Raw genomic sequence first — 18688 nt, 5'->3', positions numbered from 1 at the left:
CGCCGCTCCTTGCCTGGCGGCAAGATCGCCCCGCCCGCCGTCCCGTCACCCGTGCGCGGAGCGATGCTGCCGGGGCCGGACCTGCTGCCAGCCCTCCGGTTCCTGCCGCCAGAGAGTCGTCTCCCCCGGCTGGAACCGCTCAGTGCCCTCGGGCGTGGTCCAGGTGGTGACGTGCAACCCGTCCGGCTCCAGATCCAGCAGGTTGAAGCTGTTGCGCTGGTCGCCCCGCAGCCGCGTCGACAGCGCCGTTCCGGCCTGCACGAAGAGCACATCCGGCACCGCCACGGAAGGCGCCGCCACCGCATGATGCAGATGCCCGGACAACACCACATCCGCCCCGCAGCGCGACAGCGCCGCCAGCGCCCGGTCCGCCCCGCGCATCAGCCGCTTGTCCACGCCCGGTGCATGTTCCAGCGGGTGGTGCAGCACCGCCACCCGCAGCTTCTCCGCCGATCCGCGCAACCGCCAGGCCAGCCGCGCCAGCCGCCCGCGCCCGATCCTGCCGCTCTGCCAGGCAAAGCGGTTCACCGTGTTCACTCCGATCACGATGATCGCGTCGTCCTCGAACACCGGCTCCAACTCGCCGTCGATATAGCGCTTGTACCGCCCGAACGGCCGCAGGAACCGCAGGTAGAGGTTGTCGAGCGGCGTGTCATGGTTGCCCGGCACGCTCAACACCGGCGCGTCTATCCGGGCGAGGAAAACCCGCGCGTCGCGGAACTGCCCGCGCCGCGCCCGCTGCGTCAGGTCGCCCGACACCACCACCAGGTCCGGCTGCAGCCGGGCGACGGTCTCCAGCAGCGGCACGGACAGACCCGCGTCCACGGTCCCGAAGTGCAGGTCCGACAGGTGCAGGATCCGTCTCATGCTGCCGCCTCATCGCTCCTCGGCAGGAGCACGGTCAAGGTCGCACGGGACATGCGGAAGCGGAACGGCGCCGGTTGCCGGGCCTTCTCGCCGTCATAGGCGACCAGCGCGATCTGCCGCTCCGTGTGCACATCGAGTTGCCGCACCGGCAGGAAATCGTAATCCCGCCCGGCCTCCGCGGTATGCGTGATCAGCCGAAACGCCGTCCGGAACAGATCCAGCCGCGTCTCGCCGCGCCCGACCAGCACCGCGAAGCCGTCGTCCGAAATCACGTCACCGCCCTGCAGACCGAACCGCTCCAGCTGAAAGGCGGAGCGCGACACGAACAGCAGCGGCGTCCGGCGCTCCACGGTCTGGCCATCCGCGTAGAGAGTCAGCCGCATCGGCCGCTGGAACCGCAGGAAGGTCTGGATCACCGACCAATGCGCCATCAGCCGGTGCCGCCCCCAGCGCTTGTACACGGTCTCGCGCTGTTTCAGCACGGCAGGGTAGATGCCGAGGCAGGCGTTGTTCAGGAACACCCGCCCGTTGACCGTGCCGACGCGGATGTCATGCGGAGCCGCGTCGAGCAGCGCCTCTGCGGCGTCGTCCGGCGTCTCCGGCAGGCCAAGCCCGCGTGCGAAGTAATTGAACGTCCCGAGCGGCAGAGCGCCGAAAGCACAGTCCCGCCCCAGAGCCGCGCCCGCCACCGCCATTGCCGTGCCGTCGCCGCCCGCGGCGACGACCGTTGTGGCACCCTCGGCCAGCGCGGTGTCGAGGACCGCGTCGATGCTGCGTTTCGGGTTCCAGTAGTACAGCGTCGCCTGGTCCCGCCCGAACACGTCGAGCGCCCGGTCGATGGCTGCACTGTCCTTGGCGTTGGTGCCGGACGCCTTGTTGGCAATGACGGCGATCTGCCCGAGAGGGTGCGCTTTGCCCTCCGGCTTGACGGTGTCGGGCTCCGCAAAGGAGGGCGAGGCTTGGTACATGAGGCGCGGCCTGTCTTCTTGTGGTAGACGGCATGTCAACGCAACCGCCGCGAAAAGGTTGCGTCCGCCGACAAGACAGGCCGAAAGACAAAGGGACGGCCCGAAGGCCGCCCCCGCGATCAAGCCCGGTCCGGGGCCGGGATCAACCGTCGAAATCGACCTCTTCCACCAGTCGCAGCGCATCCTCGCGCAGCCCGGCCAGCGTCATCAGGTTGGTGTCGTCCGCGGTGAACGTGCCCCAGCCCTTCACCAGGTCATCGGCCTCGGTGCCCGGCGCGATCGGGTATTCGTAGTTGGCATGGGCGTAGACCTCCTGGGCCTCCGGAGAGACGAGGAATTCCATCATCTTCAAGGCGTTGTCCTTGTTCGGTGCCGCTGCCGTCATGGCCACGCCGGAGATGTTCACATGCGTGCCGCCGTTCTCGAAAGTCGGGAACAGCACGTTGACCGAATTGGCCCACTCGATCTGCTCGGGATCGTTCAGCATCTGGCCCATGTAATAGGTGTTGCCGAGGCTGATGTCGCATTCCCCGGCCCAGATCGCCTTGACCTGCGCACGGTCGTTGCCCTGCGGCTTGCGCGCGAGGTTGTCCTTGACGCCCTGCAGCCAGGTCCTGGTGGCCTCTTCGCCGTGGTGGTGGATCATCGCCGCGACCAGCGCGACGGTGTAGTCATGGGTGCCGGACCGGGTGCAGATGCGGCCCTTCCACTTCGGATCGGCCAGGTCCTCGTAGGTCGTCACCTCCGACGGATCGACCCGGTCCTTGGAGGCATAGACGATCCGCGCCCGGGTGGTCAGACCCCACCACTGGCCGTCCGGGTCATGGTAGGCGGCGGGCACGTTGGCGGTCAAAACGTCGCTGGTGACCGGTTGCGTCACGCCCGCGTCAACGGCGGCGGCGAGGCGCGAGATGTCTACGGTGAAGATCAGATCGGCGGGAGAGCGGCGGCCCTCGGCCTTCAGCCGCTCGACCATGCCCTTTTCGAGATAGGCGACGTTGACCTTGATCCCGGTGGCCTCGGTGAAGGCATCGGTCAGCGGCTTGAGCAGTTCCGGCTGGCGATAGGAATAGAGATTGACCTCCTGCGCCATGGCCGGGGCGGCAAGGCAGAGGGCAAGGGCGGTGGCTGTTATGCGCGGGACCATGGTGTCTCCTCGTCTGGTGAAGTGTTTCGCTGCCCGCGTTAAACCTGACAAAAATTATCAGGTCAAGAGGGCGCGGCGCCGGTCGCGCCTCCGTGATCGGAGAAAGTCTCAGGGGTTAAGGAAAAATCTTTGGCGCAACGGTGGACCGGCGCGCGAGCCGAGTCGCGCTGGGGCAATCTGTACGAAACTCGGATGGAATCGCACCAAACGCCGGTTAACGGCGTCGCGTGAACGTTCACAGTCTCTTCACCCGTGGTGGAATGTACCGGGGCGGGTACAAGATATGGTTCGTCGTCTAGCGGAATTCTGACGGTTTCCGGCGTGCGCCGCGTTAACCCCGGCGGTCGGTGCCGTAATGGACTGACAAGATCTGCGAGAGGTTAATGCGCCTTTTCCTGCGCCTTGGCCTTGTCCCAGAGCGCATCCATCTCGGCGAGGTCGCTGTCGTCCGGTGTCCGGCCTTGCGTTGCAAGTTCGGCCTCTATGTACCTGAAACGCCTTGTGAACTTGGCATTGGCGGCCCGCAGGGCCTCCTCCGGGTCGATCTGCATGTGGCGGGCGAGATTGGCCATGACAAACAGCAAATCTCCAAACTCTTCAAAGGCATGCGCCGGGTTCTTCGCCTCACGCAACTCCTGGGCCTCCTCGACGATCTTGTCGATGACCTGATCGGTGGAAGGCCAATCAAATCCGACCCTTGCAGCGCGTTTTTGAAGTTTCACCGCCCGCATCAGCGCCGGCAGCCCCAAGGCCACGTCATCCAGCACGCCGCTCCGTTTTTTCTCTTTGCGTTCAAGGGCTTTTATGGCTTCCCAATCGCGGGTCTGCTGCTCGGCGGATTTGTCCCGGCTCTCGCTCCCAAAGACATGGGGATGACGGGCGACCATCTTGTCACTCATCGTGTCCGCGACGTCGTTGAAATTGAAAAACCCCTTTTCCTCAGCCATTTGCGCATGGAAAACCGACTGAAACAGCAAATCGCCAAGCTCGCCTTTCAACTCGGCCCAGGCCTCCCGCTCGATGGCATCGGCAACTTCGTAAGCCTCTTCAATGGTATAGGGGGCAATCGTGGCGAAATCCTGCTCCAGGTCCCAGGGGCATCCGGTCTGCGGGTCCCTGAGCCGCCGCATGATCTCCAGGAGCCGCGGCATCCCCCCCTTCGGATCGTGAACCAGCTCATCAGTCATTGCATCACCCCCGGTTTTTCTGCTCTGTCAGAGGGATGCGGGATTGTGGACGGGGAGTCCAGAAAGGAGTCGCCGATGGCCATCGTGAACAGCATCGCAGGCTTTGCGGATGAGATGGCAGGCTGGCGGCGGCATCTGCACATGCATCCGGAATTGTCGTTGGAGTGCTTTCAAACCGCTGAATTCGTTGTGCAAAATCTCAAAAGTTTTGGTGTGGACGAAATTCACGCAGGCATTGCAACCAGCGGTGTTGTCGGGGTGATCCACGGCCGCGGAGACGGGCCGGTGACCGGGCTCCGGGCTGACATGGACGCGTTGCCGATGGATGAGATGACGGGAGCGGACTGGGCCAGTACCATCCCGGGGCGCATGCACGCCTGCGGCCATGATGGACATACGTCCATGTTGCTGGGTGCGGCAAAATATCTGAGTGAAACCAGAAACTTCCGGGGCAAAGTTGTTCTGATCTTCCAGCCTGCCGAAGAAACGATCGGCGGTGGGCGCATGATGGTCGAAGAGGGCATCATGGAGCGGTTCGGCGTCGAGGAGGTCTATGCCCTGCACACCGATCCCTATGGCGATCTGGGCGAGTTCCGCACCTGTCCCGGACCGATCATGGCGGCGGTGGACGACTTCGTGATCACCGTCAAGGGCAAGGGAGGCCATGCGGCCTACCCGCAGGACTGCCGCGATCCGATGCCCTGCGCCTTGGCAATTGGCTCGGCATTACAGGCACTTGTGTCCCGTGAGGTCGATCCGCTCGGCTCCATCGTGGTGTCCCTGACGATGATGCACGGCGGCACGGCGTTCAACATCATCCCCGAATCCGTCGAGCTTGGCGGCACCGTCCGCAACCTGTCCCTCGAAGTCCGCGACCTGGCGGAGCGCCGGATTGCCGAGATCGTGACGGGGCAGGCGATGAGTTACGGGGTAAGTGCCGAACTCGACTACAGAAAAGGCTATCCGCCGACGGTCAACCACGCCGCGCAGACGGCCTTTGCGGTCGAAATTGCGCGCGAGGTGTCGAACCGCGTCGTCGATGATCTGCCGCCGGAAATGGGGGCGGAGGATTTTTCCTACATGCTGAACGCACGGCCCGGCTGTTTCCTGTTCCTCGGACAGGGTAAAGGACCGTCGGTGCACCACCCGGCCTTCGATTTCAACGATTCCGCTGCGCCGATCGGGGCGAGTTTCTTTGCCCGGCTGATCGAGCGGCGGCACCGGATCTGAACTCCGCCGGAGACAACAAGGAAAACCCAATGGCACTCGAAGACGCAAAAGATTCGATAGATCAAGCGTTTATGCGCGAGGATCTGAAAGGGCTCTCGTTCGAGAACACCTTCGCCGGCGCGGCCTCATTCCTGCGACGGCGGTATACGAAGGACTTGACGCATGCGGACGTGGCGGTCACCGGTCTGCCGTTCGACCAGGCGGTGACCAACCGCCCCGGCACGCGACTCGGGCCGCGTGCCATCCGCGAAGCCTCGCTCCTGCAACAGTGCGACTCGCCCTATGGCTGGGGCTACGACGTGTTGAGCGAGTTTGCCATCGCGGATTACGGCGACATGGCTTTCGACTACGCTATGCCATCCGAGGTGCCGGCACGGATCAAGGCGCATGTGGGTGGCATACTGGCCACGGATACCGGGTGCATCGTGCTGGGTGGGGATCACTCGGTCACGCTCGGGTGCTTGCGGGCCCATGCCGAAAAATACGGTCCGCTCAGTGTGATACAGTTCGATGCTCACACCGATACCTGGGCAGATGACGACTTTTCCCGGGTGGATCACGGGACGTTCCTGTACAAGGCGTCGAAGGAAGGCACCGTTGTGCCGGACCGCTCGGTGCAAATCGGCATCCGGACCGACAACCCGGACACGCGTGGCTTCCACATCTTCGATGCCCCGGAATGTCATCGCAACACGCCGGAATCCTTGATGGAAAACGTCAAAGAGATCGTCGGGGACCATCCGGTCTATGTCACCTTCGACATCGACGCGCTCGATCCGGCCTTTGCGCCCGGAACCGGCACGCCGGTGAGTGGCGGGCTTGCCAGCTGGCAGGCGCTGCACATGCTCAGGGCACTGAAGGGCATCAACATGGTCGGCGGAGACGTGGTGGAGGTCTCTCCGCCCTTCGATCACGCGAACATGACAGCCACGGCGGCGGCCCATGTGGCGACGGAACTGCTGTGCCTCTGGGGGTGGACGCGCCGCTGATCCGCGACTGTCAAGCCCGGCCATCGGCGGAAAACTGACGCCGATAAGGGCCAGATCGGCGGGTTTGTGTCAATTTCGAGCGAGGCCCTTTCCTCCGCCCCCGGACCCGTGTCATGCCGGTCCCGGGGATGGAAGACATTGGTGAGAGCCGGAGCACCCACGTGCGCATGATTTTCTTTGCGATTCTGATACTTGTGATCGGCGGGCTGGCGTGGATTCGCTTTGCGCCCTCCGATCCCGCGGTGTGGAACGTCGATCCGATGGTCACCGCGGACCAGGATCTTGCGAGCGGCGTGCGGCGCAGGATCGAAGCGGACGAGGGCCGGTTTGCCCGTCTGAACGGCATAATTCTCGCGACGCCGCGCACCGAAGTGCTCGCCGGAGGCCCGGAGGACGGACGCGCGACCTATGTCACGCGCAGCCTGTGGATGGGATTCCCGGATTACACCACGGTGCAGGAGTCGGACGGGCAGATCGAGATTTTCGCGCGGCAGCGGTTCGGCACCTCCGACCTGGGGGTGAACCGCGCGCGCGTGGACGGCTGGCTCGAGGAGCTGCGCGCCGCAGAGGGTTGACCCGGCTGATTTTCCGGGCAATGCACGCCGCATGATCCCGAGTGAACGCCTGCAGCAGATCAAGGAACGTCTGGAGTTCGTCGAGGCCCGCATGAGCGCGGGCACCGGCGACATTGCGGAGCTTGGCCGCGAATATGCGGAGCTGAAGCCCGTGGTGGCGCAAATCGGTGCCTACGAGACCTTGCTGGCCGATCTGGCGGAAGCGCAGGCGATGTTGTCGGACCCGGAAATGCGGGCCCTGGCGGAGGAGGAACTGCCGACCTTGAAGGCGAAGCTGCCGGAAGCGGAGCGGGCCGTCCAGCTGGCGCTGCTGCCCAAGGATGCTGCGGATGCCCGGCCAGCGGTTCTGGAGATCCGGCCCGGCACAGGCGGCGACGAGGCGGCCCTTTTTGCGGCAGACCTCGCGCGGATGTACCAACGCTATTCCGAGACCAAGGGCTGGAAGTGGGATGTGATCGAGGAGCAGGCGAGCGACCTTGGCGGGCTCAAGGAGCTCGTGGTGCGGATCGCAGGCGAGGGCGTCTTTGCCCGGCTGAAGTTCGAAAGCGGCGTGCACCGGGTGCAGCGCGTGCCGGAAACGGAGAGCGGCGGACGCATCCATACCTCTGCGGCGACGGTCGCGGTGCTGCCGGAGGCGCAGGAGGTCGATATTGCCATCAACCCGGGTGATATCCGGATCGACACGATGCGTTCCTCGGGTGCGGGTGGCCAGCACGTGAACACCACGGATTCGGCGGTGCGGATCACGCATATCCCGACAGGGATCGTGGTGACATCGTCGGAGAAATCGCAGCACCGGAATCGCGAGATCGCCATGCAGGTGTTGCGCGCGCGGCTGTATGATGCAGAGCGGCAGAAGATCGACAGCGCGCGGGCATCGGACCGGAAAAGCCAGGTGGGGTCCGGGGATCGGTCCGAGCGCATCCGAACTTACAACTTCCCGCAGGGCCGGATGACGGACCATCGGATCGGGCTGACGCTGTACCGGCTCGACCAGATCCTGCAGGGCGACATCGACGAGATCGTCGATGCGCTGACGGCGGAGCATCAGGCGGCGCTGCTGGCGGAGATGGAAGGATGATCCGGGCGCAATTTCCGTGGACGGACCTTGCAAGGTCCTGTGAAGAACCTTGGCCGCGGGAGTGTCGGAGGGCCCGCGATGCGCGGCGCTGAGCTTGTTGCGCGCGGGACGGCGACGCTGGTGGCTGCCGGGGTGCCGGACGCGGGGCGCGACGCGCGGCGGCTTCTGGCGCATGTGCTCAAGGTGCCGCCGGGGCGGTTGACGCTGTTCCTGCCGGAGCCTGTCGAGCCGGACCTCGAAGTGGTTTTCAACGTGATGATCGAACGCCGCGCCGAGCGGGTGCCGGTGAGCCATCTGACCGGGCGGCGGCAGTTCTACGGGCGGGAGTGGCTGGTGACGCCGGAGGTGCTCGATCCACGCCCGGAGACCGAGACATTGATCGAGGTGGCCCTGGCGGAGCCTTTCGCCGCGGTTCTGGACCTGGGAACCGGGTCGGGCTGCATCCTGCTCACGCTGCTGGCGGAGCGGGAGCGGGCGGTGGGGGTCGGGACCGATCTGAGCGAGGCGGCGCTGAACGTGGCGTTCTGGAACCGCAATGCACTGCGGCTGGAAGAGCGGGCGGATCTGCGGGCCGGCAGCTGGTTCACGCCGCTGGACTGGCAGGATACCTTCGACCTGATCGTCTCCAACCCGCCCTATATCGCCCGGGGCGAGATGGCGGGGCTGGCCCCGGAGGTGCGGGATCACGAGCCACGCATGGCGCTCACCGACGAGGCGGACGGGCTCAACGCCTATCGCGCGATTTGTGCCAGCGTGATGCGGCACCTGGAGCCGGGCGGGCGGCTGATCGTCGAGATCGGGCCGACGCAGGGCGCCGATGTGGCGGCGCTGATGGCGGGGGCCGGGCTGACCGGACTGACGGTGATTCCCGATCTCGATGGCCGTGATCGTGTGGTCCTGGGCACGCATGGCGTAAAAACCGGCTGAAAACCGCGTCAAATCGACGGAAGTCAGGTATTTCTCCTTGCCCCGCGTCCCCCATCCGTGTTTAGAAAGTTCCGTCGGATGGCTTGATCGCTTGACCTGCGGTCGCGCCCGACACCAAGCCAACATTCAGGTGACCTGATTCTTCCTGGTGCAGGATGCACCGCAAAGGTCACGAAACAGTCGAAAAGCAGGCTGGACAGTCAAGAACATGCGATCTTCCAAATCTCGTTCGCGGAACAAGAACAACCGCAACCGCAACAATTCCAACTCGCTGGGCAACGTCGTCAACCGTGTGTTCGACAGCAACGGCCCCGAGGGCAAGGTGCGCGGTACGCCGCAGCAGATCATCGACAAGTACAACCAGTTGGCCCGAGATTCCGCCCTTGGCAATGACCGGGTTGCGACGGAGAACTTCCAGCAACACGCGGAGCATTACCTGCGTCTGCTGAGCGAGGCGCAGAAGGAACTCGACGCCAAGCGCGAGCAGCAGGAGCGCGAGAACCGCGAGCGGCAGGCGCAGCGGGACCGCGAGCGGGCGGACCGTGATGCAACGCGCGGGCCGCGCGGTGACGACGAGGGCGAGAGCCAGCCCGACGTGGCGGAGGCCCAGGAGCCGCAGCACCAGCCGCGTCCGAAACGGGCGCCGCGCCATGAGCCTGCGGGCATGGGCGATCAGCCGGACATTCTCGACATGAGCGCGTCGGACGAGTCGGAAGACGATGGTCCGGGTCTCGTGGAGACGCCTGAATCGAAGGCGGACAAGCCTGCGGAGGCGGCCGAGGAGAAGCCCAAGCCGAAGAAGCCGCGTGCGCCGCGCAAGCCGCGCGCGAAGAAGGTGCCGGAAGGCGAGAGCGCCCCGGTGGCGGCGGATACGCCGCCGGACGCGGCAGAGTAAGCTAACTGGATTTGTGGAAAAGCCCGGGTCGTGTGCCCGGGCTTTTTCGTTGGATCGCGGCTGGAAAGCAGGAGGTCCCGGATCAGGTCCGGGACTGCGCTGCGCGGCCTCAGGCAGACTTGAGGCTGCGGGCGAGGGCGCAGAAGTTCTCCAGCGGGATCTGTTCGGCGCGGTCGGTGGGGGCGATGCCTGCTGCGGTCAGGTGCTCCTCGATCTGCGGAGACAGACCCTTGAGCGAGGCGCGGAGCATCTTGCGGCGTTGGTTGAAGGCGGCGGCGACGACCCGTTCCAGCGTCTTGAGATCGGCCGGGAAGCGCGGTTCCGGCAGGGCGGTCAGGTGGACGACGGCGCTGGAGACCTTCGGCGGCGGGGTAAACGCCTCCGGCGGCAAGGTGAGCGCGATGCGGGCATCCGCGCGCCATTGGGTGAGGATGGCGAGACGACCGTAGGCCTTTGAGCCGGGCTGGGCGGTGATGCGCTCGGCGACTTCCTTCTGGAACATCAGCGTGAGCGAGGACCAGAACGGCGGCCAGTCCTCCGGGGTCAGCCAGCGGATCAGCAGCTCGGTGCCGACGTTGTAGGGCAGGTTCGCGCAGATCGCGATGGGCTGCTCAAGGTATTCCAAAGGGTCGATCTTGAGCGCGTCGCCTTCCAGCACCTCCAGCCGCCCGGGGTAATGCGCGGCGATCTGGGCCAGTGCGGGCAGGCAGCGGCTGTCCTTCTCGATGGCGAGGACCTTGCGCGCGCCTTCGGCGAGCAAGCCCCGGGTGAGGCCACCGGGACCGGGGCCGACTTCGATGACGTCGGTTTTCGAAAGGTCGCCTGCGATGCGCGCGATGCGGGCGGTGAGGTTGAGGTCCAGAAGGAAATTCTGGCCGAGGTTCTTCTTGGCGCGGAGCTCGTGCGTTGCGATCACGTCGCGCAGGGGGGGCAGTCCGTCGAGGGCGCTCATGGCTCGTTCCGTTCCTTGTGGTTCGGGTCGGCTTACTGCACGTCGCGGGCCTTGGCCAGCGTCAGCGGCGCGCACCGGTGCCGATCTCGTTGAGGATGCGTTCGATGCCGGGCGGGGCTTTCGGAGTGGTTTCGGCTTTCAGGCTGTCGAACTGCGCCCGAAGCGCGTCCTTCTCCTTGCCCTTGCAGTCGTTCCACGGTCGGCCCTGCAGCGCCATGTGCAGCACGTAGTAGCCGATGAAATGCGGCCGGGTGCCGTGGGCCAGCATCCGCCGGTAGGCTTCGTGTGCGCCGATCCCGCGCAGGGTTTCGGCGTCTGGGATGCCCGCGCGGATGCACTCCTCCTCGAAGGCGGGGCCGAGGTTTCGGATGGAGGAGATGGGCGTGCTCATGTGAGGAGTTTGTCGACCTCCGCGCCGGAGATGGAGGGCATGAGGCCGGAGAAGTCGCCGTCGTCGAACATCTTCCTGGCGGCGTCGTGGATCACGCGATGGGTGGCGCGGGCGAGGGCAGAGCCGAGGGAGAGGCGGGCGACGCCGACCTTGGCATATTGCAGCCTGAGGTGCGACGTGAACTTGCCCGCGACAAGAACGTTGACCGAGACTTTCACGGACTGGCAGATGGTTGCCACATCATCGAAGGTCGGCGGGAGCGGGATATAGACGCAGTCGGCCCCGGCCTGCTCATAGCCCTGAATGCGGGCGATGGCTTCGGTCAGGTCATAGTGGCCGTTCATCACACCGTCGGCGCGGGCGCAGAGGATGAAATCCCTGGGCAACGCGCGGGCGGCGGCAGCTGCGGCGCGGATGCGTTCGATGGCGAGGGCGCGATCGTAGGGGGAATCGTCCGGGAGGGCGGTGTCCTCGATGGATATACCGGCCAGACCGGCTTCGCAGGACAGGCGGACGGTTTCGGCGCAGGTCTCCGGCGCCTCGCCGAAGCCGTTTTCGAAGTCGCCGGAGACGGGGAGATTGACCGCGCTGACAAGGGTTTGCGCGTGGGTAAGGGCCTCGTCGCGGGTGACCTGGCCCATGTCCGGGCGACCGAGCGTGAAGGCATGGGCGGCGGAGGAGGTGCCGATGGCCTGCGCCCCGAGACCGGCCAGCATCCTTGCCGAGCCGATGTCCCAGGCGTTGGCCAGGATGAAGGGATCGCCGGGGCGGTGGAGGTCGCGGAAACGGGTGCCAATGTCGGTCATGGGGTGATCTCCCGGGCAAAGCTGCAGAGGTCGCGGAGGGCTTGCGCCAGCAGCGAATCCTCGATGGTGAGGGCGACGCGGATGTGTCCGGCGGCCGATGTGCCGAAGCTCTCGCCGGGCATAACGGCGATGTGTTTCGCGTCGAGCAGCCCCTCGGCGAAGTCGCGTCCCGAGAGGCCCGTGGCACGGATGTCGAGCATCACGTACATGGCCCCCTGCGAGGGGATCGCGGTGACGGTGTCCTGTTCGGCGAGGATGGACAGGGCGAGGGCACGGCGGCGACGGAAGGGCTCGGCCACCTCGTCTTCGAGCGGTGCGCCCTGCTGGAGCGCGAAGAGGGCGGCGTCCTGGATGTAGCCGGGCACGCCGTAGTTGGTGTTGGTCGACAGGTCGATCAGGTGCGGCATGGCGGAGGCGGGACCGAGCAGCCAGCCGACGCGGGAGCCGGTCATGGCGTGGCTCTTGGACATGGAGCCGATCACGAGGGTGCGCTCTTCCATGCCGGGGAGTTGGCGCGGGGAGAGGTGCTGTCCTTCCCAGACCTGGGTGTCATAGACTTCGTCGGAGATCAGCCAGAGGTCGTGCCGGATGCAGACATCTGCAATGGCTTCAAGGGTTTCGCGGGGATAGACCGTGCCGGTGGGGTTGTTCGGCGTGTTGATCAGGAGCGAGCGGGCGCCGGTCTCCGAGGCGATGCGGTCGATTTGAGCCGGATCCGGCAGGAAGCTGTCCCGTGCTCTTGTCGGAACGGTGACCGGAATAGCGGAGGCGGAGCGGATCGTGCCAGGATAGGTTGCATAAAACGGGTCGATGTGCAGCGCGGTTTCGCCGGGCTGGCAGACGGCGATATGCGCGGCAAGGAGCGCGGCCTGCCCGCCGGCGGTGATGACGAGGTTGTCCGGGGTCGTGGGCACGCCGGTGCGGGCGGTGACGCGCTGAGCGATGGCCTCGCGCAGCGCAAGGACGCCGGGGACGGAGGCATAGCCGGTATGGCCGCCTTTGGCACTGGCGTGCAGGTGGTCGAGAATCGACGGATGGGTGCGGATGTCATGCTCGCCGATGGTCAGTTCCAGCACCGGCGTGCCTGCCGCGATCATCTGGCGGGCGCGGTAGAACACCTCCCAGCCGTCCGAGCCTGCGGTGTTCAGGGTGCGGATGCGTTTGGACAACTGCGGCATGGAGGCTCCTGTATTTGCTGGAGATATCAGTGCCAGAGGCACGCCGGGCGGGCAAGGGCGGCCAGGGCAGAGACCTGCGTTTGTTAACGGATTGGTAATTTGTCTGAATGTTTTCAGTTGCTTGCGCCCGTGCCCGGGTTTGACCCAACGCACGGTCCGGAGTATCACTTGTGACATGCTGGACGAGGTGACAGCGAAACGGCTTTCGGGGCGACCCGGGGCCGTTTTCGTTTGTGCCTTACCCCGGAGGGGGAACCCATACAGGCAAAAAAGGTGTCGAGCATGTACCGAGCAGAAGAAGCCGTGAAGGCTGAAGAAAAGCCGATCCTGATCCTTCCGGGGGCAGACCTGAAGCGTTTGGAGAACGACCGCGAAAGCATCGCGGCAACGCTGAGGGACCTCGTCGAGGATCTCGAGGAGCTGAAGAACGATCTGCGCGCCGAGCGGCGCGCGGGAACCGGGGCCGAGGGTGGCAAACTGCTGACCGAGGTTCGTTACTGGCTCAAGCAGGCCAGGGAAACGGAGAAGGAAATTGACGCACTCAGACGACAGGAAAACGGATGCGCCCTCGGATGGGGCATCGATTTCGACGCGGCCGCCTATCAGGTCGGGTGCCGCCTGGCTAGCCTCAGAGCCTGCTGCGATGAAGATGTTTCTTGAGGATATGGAAGACGGGGAGCGCCTTGCGCTCCCCTTTTTGTTCGAGTTCTGGGCACATCCGCACCAATTGCCGCCCGAGGGCGACTGGCGGACCTGGGTGATTCTGGGGGGGCGCGGCGCGGGCAAGACCCGGGCCGGGGCGGAGTGGGTGCGCTCCATGGTAGAGGGGCCGCGGCCGCTCGACCCGGGGAAGTGCAAGCGCGTGGCTTTGGTCGGTGAGACGCTCGATCAGGTGCGCGAGGTGATGGTGTTCGGGGACAGCGGCATTCTGAAATGCACGCCGCCGGACCGGATGCCGAAGTGGGTATCTGGGCGGCAGTGCCTTGTCTGGCCGAACGGGGCGGAGGCGATGGCGTTTTCGGCCTTCTCGCCAGAGAGTTTGCGCGGTCCGCAGTTCGATGCGGCCTGGGCGGATGAACTCGCCAAATGGCCGAAGGGGCGGGAGACCTGGGACCAGTTGCAGTTTGCGCTGCGGCTGGGCAGGGACCCGCGCGCCTGCGTGACGACGACGCCGCGCAACGTGGAGGTGCTGAAGACGCTGTTGGAGTTGGAGTCCACGGTGCGGACGCATGCGCCGACCGAGGCCAACCGGGCCTTTCTCGCCGCGCCGTTCCTGGACGAAGTGCGGCGGCGGTACGAAGGCACGCGTTTGGGGTTGCAGGAACTCGACGGCATTCTGGTGGACCAGGTCGATGGCGCCCTGTGGACGCTGGAGATGCTGGACGCGGCGCGGATGGGGCGGCAGCCGGAACTGGGGCGGATCGTTGTGGCGGTGGACCCGCCGGCGGGCGACGGCAAGGCCAGCGATGCCTGCGGGATCATCGTGGCCGGGGTGGTCATGGACGGGCCGCCGGCTGCGTGGAAAGGCTACGTGCTGGAGGATGCCAGCGTGCAGGGGCTGGGCCCCGCCGGTTGGGCGGCGGCGGCCTGCGAGGCGGCGGCGCGCTGGAAGGCGGATCGGGTGGTGGCGGAGGTCAACCAGGGCGGGGCCATGGTGACGTCGGTCTTGCACACGGTGGACCCGATGCTGCCGGTGAAGACGGTGCATGCGACGCGGGGCAAGATCGCGCGGGCGGAGCCGGTTGCGGCCTTGTACGAGCAGGGCCGGGTATTCCATGCGCGGGGATTGGAGGCGCTGGAGGCGCAAATGGGCCGGATGACCAACGGCGGTTATCTGGGGCAGGGCTCTCCGGACCGGGTGGACGCGCTGGTCTGGGCGATCCACGAGCTGATGCTGGACAAGCAGGGATATGTGTCGCCTCAGGTGCGCGTGCTGTGAGGAGAGGTGCCGGAATCTTCAAAAGATTCCGGGCCGAATTCTTTTAAAGAATTCGGGTGGGTGCGGTGCGGTGGGTTTTGCAAGTGTTTGAAAAAGCGCGAAACATGCACCGTACGGTGGTGTGAACACTTGTTAACTCCCGCTTCATAGATTGATTTTCGAAGACGACGGGGGCCACCCCGAAAGACAGATCCTGAGACACGGCGGACAGGGTGCCGGAAGCCTTCGCGGGCTTTCGGGCGGCATCCTGCGGCCGGTCCCGGCGGAGACAAAGGAGCGCAAGGCGATGGTATTCGATTTTCTGCGGCGGGGCGGCGGGGCGCCGGAGGGCGCGGCACCGGAGGCGAAAGCCTCGGCCACGGGGCCGGTGGTGGCGCATATGACCTCGGGCCGCGTGGCCTGGTCGCCGCGCGATACGGTTTCGCTGACCAAGCAGGCCTTCGCCGGAAACCCGGTGGGCTTCCGCGCGGTGAAACTGATCGCCGAAGCGGCGGCGGCGCTGCCGCTGGTGCTGCAGGACAGCGGGACGCGCTATGAAGCGCACCCGCTGCTCGGTCTGCTGACTGCGCCGAACCCGGCGCAGGGGCGGGCCGAGCTGTTCGAGGCGCTTTATGGCCAGCTGCTGCTGTCCGGCGATGGCTATGTCGAAGCCGTGGTGGGCGACGCGGCGGTGCCGTTCGAGCTGCATGTGCTGCGCTCTGACCGGATGCGGCTGGTGCCGGGGGCGGACGGTTGGCCGGTGGCCTATGAATACTCGGTGGGCGCGCGCAAGCATCGCTTCGACGTGACCGGGCCTGTCTCGCCGATCTGCCACATCAAGAGCTTCCATCCGCAGGACGACCATTACGGGTTGTCGCCGCTGCAGGCGGCGGCGCAGGCGGTGGATGTGCACAACAGTGCGTCGCGCTGGAGCAAAGGGCTGCTCGACAATGCGGCGCGGCCTTCGGGGGCGATTGTCTGGAAGGGCGGCGACGGCCAGGGGCATCTGAGCCCGGAGCAGTTCGAGCGGCTCGCCGCGGAAATCGAGAGCAACCACCAGGGCGCACGCAATGCCGGGCGGCCGATGTTGCTGGAAGGCGGGCTCGACTGGCGGCCGATGGGGTTCAGCCCCTCGGACATGGAGTTCCAGAAGACCAAGGAATCCGCCGCGCGGGAGATTGCGATTGCCTTCGGCGTGCCGCCCATGTTGCTCGGCATTCCGGGTGAGGCGACGTACTCGAATTACGCGGAGGCGCACCGGGCCTTCTATCGCCTGACGGTGCTGCCGCTGGCAACTCGGGTGAGTGCCTCCATCGGGCGCTGGCTGTCGGAGTTCGTGGGAGAAGCGGTGAGCCTCAAGCCCGACCTCGACCAGGTCCCGGCGCTGGCGGCGGAGCGCGATGCGCAGTGGAGCCGGGTGGCGAACGCGGATTTCCTGACCGCCGACGAGAAGCGCCGGATGCTGGGTCTGCCCGCGCTGGCGGTGGAGGACGGCGGTGAGTGAGCGGCGCACGAGCGAGCCTTTCGCCTGCGCCCCGGCGCTGCGGCTCGAGGCGCATGAGCAGATCAGCAAGCTGCACGTCGAGGCGATGACGACCCGTTACGAGCATCTCGAAAAGCAGCTCGAGCGCGTGGAGAAGCGGGTCTGGCTCACGGTCTACGGCGTGGCGGGGGCGATCCTGCTGCAGGTCTTTGCAGGGTTCATGACGGCCACGCCCTGAGCGCCCGTCGGACAAAAAAGGAGAAAACAGATGGATCTGGAACACAAGTTCTGCCGCTTCGACGACGAGGTGAAGGTCGTCGAAGGCACAAGGATCGAGGGCTACGCAAGCCTCTTCGGGGCCTGCGATCAGGGCGGCGACGTTGTGAGCAAGGGGGCCTATGCCCGCTCGCTCAAGCGGCTGACCTCCGAAGGGCGGGCGGTGAAGATGCTCTGGCAGCATGACCCGGCGCAGCCCATCGGGATCTGGGACGAGGTGCGCGAGGATGAGCGCGGCCTTTATGTGAAGGGTCGCCTGCTCGAGAGCGTGGCGAAGGGCCGCGAGGCGGCGGCGCTGATCGAGGCGAGGGCCATCGACGGCCTGTCGATCGGCTATCGCACGCTGAAAGCGAGCAAGAACGAAAAGGGCCAGCGGCTCTTGACGGAACTGGAGCTCTGGGAGGTCTCGCTGGTGACTTTCCCGATGCTTCCCAGTGCGCGGGTTGCGTCCAAGGGAGATGACCTCCTTGAGGGCGAGGCCCTGCGCGAGTTGGCGGACGTCCTGGAGGACATGCGCCGTAACCTGGCGGGCGGCTGACGCGCGCCTCTCTCAAGACACGGGGAAAACCTCATGAAGACACCCGAGACCAAGTCTCGGACCGGGGAAGATTTGTCTCCGGTCACCCGGGTGAGTGCCGCGATGGCGGGGCTGATCGGGGACATCAAGGCCCTCCAGGCCGACATGCAACTGAAGATGAACAAACAGGAAGAGCGACTGAAAATGCTTGATCACAAATCCGCCCGCATGGGCCGCCCCGCGCTTTCGTCCGCACAGCCGGTCGAGGCACCGCACCAGAAGGCGTTCGACGCCTACCTGCGATCCGGCGACGACGATGGCCTGCGCGGCCTCGAGCTGGAAGGCAAGGCCATGTCCACGGCGGTGAACGCCGATGGCGGCTATCTCGTCGATCCGCAAACCGCCGAGACCATCAAGTCGACCCTGGCGTCGACCGCCTCGATCCGCGCCATTTCCAATGTGGTGAACGTGGAGGCGACCTCCTTCGACGTGCTGATCGACCAGAACGACACCGGCGCCGGCTGGGCCGAGGAGACCGCGTCGCGCTCCGAGACCGGCACGCCGACGATCGAGCGCATTTCCATTCCGCTCTATGAGCTGAACGCGATGCCGAAGGTCTCGCAGCGCCTGCTGGACGACAGTGCGTTCGACGTTGAAGGCTGGCTCGCGGGCCGCATCGCCGAGAAGTTCGCCCGCGCCGAAGCGGCGGCGTTCGTCAATGGCGACGGTGTCGACAAGCCGCGCGGCTTCCTCGACCACACTCAGGTGGCCAATGCCAGCTGGGCCTGGGGTTCGGTGGGCTATGTCGAAGGCTCCGTTGCGACAGACTTCTCCGGCGGCGATGCGCTGATCGAGCTGGTCTATGCGCTGGGTGCGCAGTACCGCGCCGGGGCGACCTTCGTCCTGAACTCGAAGACCGCCGGTGCGCTGCGCAAGCTCAAGGATGCCGATGGCCGTCACCTGTGGTCCGACGGGTTTGCCGCCGGTGAGCCGGCACGTCTGCTCGGCTACCCGGTGCTGATCGCGGAAGACATGCCGGATATCGGTGTTGGCAATGCCCCGATCGCCTTCGGCAACTTCGATGCCGGTTACACCATCGCCGAGCGCCCGGACCTGCGCATCCTGCGCGACCCGTTCAGCGCCAAGCCGCACGTCCTGTTCTATGCCACCAAGCGCGTGGGCGGAGACGTGAGCGACTTCGCGGCGATCAAGCTGCTGCGCTGCATCGCCTGAGGGTGACGGAACTGGGGGGCGGGCCGTGCTGGTCCGTCCTTCACAGGGCGCACGCCAACGGCGTTGTC

At 65.9% G+C, this 18688-nt stretch carries 20 protein-coding genes; 12 read left to right on the top strand and 8 right to left on the bottom strand.

Features of this window, described 5'->3' with window-relative positions; translation table 11 throughout:
* Positions 1 to 45: 45 nt before the first annotated feature.
* From ACP159_RS18640 to mazG, 4 genes are all read right to left on the bottom strand, one after another.
* Positions 46 to 867 carry a metallophosphoesterase family protein gene (locus tag ACP159_RS18640; RefSeq protein WP_425101222.1) on the bottom strand — a complete coding sequence of 274 codons (822 nt, stop codon included), beginning with the start codon at positions 865 to 867 and terminating at the stop codon, positions 46 to 48.
* A complete protein-coding gene (locus ACP159_RS18635) occupies positions 864 to 1835 on the bottom strand; it encodes a diacylglycerol/lipid kinase family protein (RefSeq protein ID WP_425101221.1) in 972 nt (323 codons plus the stop codon). The genes ACP159_RS18640 and ACP159_RS18635 overlap by 4 nt, the downstream gene beginning before the upstream one ends.
* Positions 1836 to 1977: 142 nt before the next feature.
* A complete protein-coding gene (locus ACP159_RS18630) occupies positions 1978 to 2982 on the bottom strand; it encodes a Fe(3+) ABC transporter substrate-binding protein (RefSeq protein WP_425101220.1) in 1005 nt (334 codons plus the stop codon).
* 380 nt (positions 2983 to 3362) lie between these two features.
* Positions 3363 to 4169 (bottom strand): nucleoside triphosphate pyrophosphohydrolase, encoded by an 807-nt coding sequence (gene mazG, locus ACP159_RS18625; RefSeq protein ID WP_425101219.1) that lies wholly within the window; start codon positions 4167 to 4169, stop codon positions 3363 to 3365.
* A gap of 75 nt (positions 4170 to 4244) precedes the next feature.
* Between mazG and ACP159_RS18620 the strand changes: the two genes are divergently transcribed.
* The 6 genes from ACP159_RS18620 to ACP159_RS18595 all read left to right on the top strand — a co-directional run bounded on the left by ACP159_RS18620 (position 4245) and on the right by ACP159_RS18595 (position 9866).
* Entirely contained in the window at positions 4245 to 5399 is a 1155-nt protein-coding gene (locus ACP159_RS18620) for a M20 aminoacylase family protein (protein ID WP_425101218.1), read from the top strand.
* Positions 5400 to 5428: 29 nt separating this feature from the next.
* Complete coding sequence (gene speB, locus ACP159_RS18615) at positions 5429 to 6388, top strand: agmatinase (RefSeq protein WP_425101217.1); 960 nt, start codon at positions 5429 to 5431, stop codon at positions 6386 to 6388.
* Between the two features lie 128 nt (positions 6389 to 6516).
* Positions 6517 to 6963 (top strand): DUF1499 domain-containing protein, encoded by a 447-nt coding sequence (locus ACP159_RS18610; RefSeq protein WP_425101216.1) that lies wholly within the window; start codon positions 6517 to 6519, stop codon positions 6961 to 6963.
* A 31-nt stretch (positions 6964 to 6994) separates the two neighbouring features.
* Entirely contained in the window at positions 6995 to 8044 is a 1050-nt protein-coding gene (gene prfA, locus ACP159_RS18605; protein WP_425101215.1) for a peptide chain release factor 1, read from the top strand.
* Positions 8045 to 8122: 78 nt separating this feature from the next.
* Entirely contained in the window at positions 8123 to 8971 is an 849-nt protein-coding gene (gene prmC / locus ACP159_RS18600; RefSeq protein WP_425101214.1) for a peptide chain release factor N(5)-glutamine methyltransferase, read from the top strand.
* Between the two features lie 208 nt (positions 8972 to 9179).
* Positions 9180 to 9866, top strand: a complete 687-nt coding sequence (locus tag ACP159_RS18595) for a DUF4167 domain-containing protein (protein WP_425101213.1) — start codon at positions 9180 to 9182, stop codon at positions 9864 to 9866.
* 109 nt (positions 9867 to 9975) lie between these two features.
* Here the strand turns inward: ACP159_RS18595 and rsmA are convergent, their stop codons facing one another.
* The 4 genes from rsmA to ACP159_RS18575 form a co-directional block, all read right to left on the bottom strand.
* On the bottom strand, positions 9976 to 10818 hold the full coding sequence (rsmA, locus tag ACP159_RS18590) for a 16S rRNA (adenine(1518)-N(6)/adenine(1519)-N(6))-dimethyltransferase RsmA (RefSeq protein ID WP_425101211.1): 843 nt from the start codon (positions 10816 to 10818) through the stop codon (positions 9976 to 9978).
* A gap of 61 nt (positions 10819 to 10879) precedes the next feature.
* Positions 10880 to 11209 carry a TfoX/Sxy family protein gene (locus ACP159_RS18585; RefSeq protein ID WP_425101210.1) on the bottom strand — a complete coding sequence of 110 codons (330 nt, stop codon included), beginning with the start codon at positions 11207 to 11209 and terminating at the stop codon, positions 10880 to 10882.
* Complete coding sequence (locus ACP159_RS18580; RefSeq protein WP_425101209.1) at positions 11206 to 12015, bottom strand: isocitrate lyase/PEP mutase family protein; 810 nt, start codon at positions 12013 to 12015, stop codon at positions 11206 to 11208. Before ACP159_RS18580 ends, ACP159_RS18585 begins: the two co-directional genes overlap by 4 nt.
* The gene (locus tag ACP159_RS18575; protein WP_425101208.1) at positions 12012 to 13193 is read right to left on the bottom strand and encodes a pyridoxal phosphate-dependent aminotransferase; all 1182 of its coding nucleotides are present in this window, start codon (positions 13191 to 13193) and stop codon (positions 12012 to 12014) included. The genes ACP159_RS18580 and ACP159_RS18575 overlap by 4 nt, the downstream gene beginning before the upstream one ends.
* A gap of 282 nt (positions 13194 to 13475) precedes the next feature.
* On the opposite strand from ACP159_RS18575, the gene ACP159_RS18570 reads away from it, so the two are divergent.
* From ACP159_RS18570 to ACP159_RS18545, 6 genes are all read left to right on the top strand, one after another.
* A complete protein-coding gene (locus ACP159_RS18570; protein ID WP_425101207.1) occupies positions 13476 to 13853 on the top strand; it encodes a hypothetical protein in 378 nt (125 codons plus the stop codon).
* Complete coding sequence (locus ACP159_RS18565; protein WP_425101206.1) at positions 13837 to 15132, top strand: DNA-packaging protein; 1296 nt, start codon at positions 13837 to 13839, stop codon at positions 15130 to 15132. Before ACP159_RS18570 ends, ACP159_RS18565 begins: the two co-directional genes overlap by 17 nt.
* A 286-nt stretch (positions 15133 to 15418) precedes the next feature.
* A complete protein-coding gene (locus tag ACP159_RS18560) occupies positions 15419 to 16615 on the top strand; it encodes a phage portal protein (RefSeq protein WP_425101204.1) in 1197 nt (398 codons plus the stop codon).
* On the top strand, positions 16608 to 16832 hold the full coding sequence (locus tag ACP159_RS18555; RefSeq protein WP_425101203.1) for a GTA head formation protein, RCAP_rcc01685 family: 225 nt from the start codon (positions 16608 to 16610) through the stop codon (positions 16830 to 16832). Before ACP159_RS18560 ends, ACP159_RS18555 begins: the two co-directional genes overlap by 8 nt.
* A gap of 30 nt (positions 16833 to 16862) precedes the next feature.
* Complete coding sequence (locus tag ACP159_RS18550) at positions 16863 to 17408, top strand: HK97 family phage prohead protease (protein ID WP_425101202.1); 546 nt, start codon at positions 16863 to 16865, stop codon at positions 17406 to 17408.
* Positions 17409 to 17441: 33 nt separating this feature from the next.
* On the top strand, positions 17442 to 18620 hold the full coding sequence (locus ACP159_RS18545; RefSeq protein WP_425101201.1) for a phage major capsid protein: 1179 nt from the start codon (positions 17442 to 17444) through the stop codon (positions 18618 to 18620).
* The last annotated feature ends 68 nt before the right edge of the window (positions 18621 to 18688 follow it).

The organism is Tropicibacter sp. S64 (genome assembly GCF_049803835.1).
Lineage (GTDB): Bacteria > Pseudomonadota > Alphaproteobacteria > Rhodobacterales > Rhodobacteraceae > Pacificoceanicola.
This window is presented reverse-complemented; position numbering and strand designations above follow the sequence as displayed.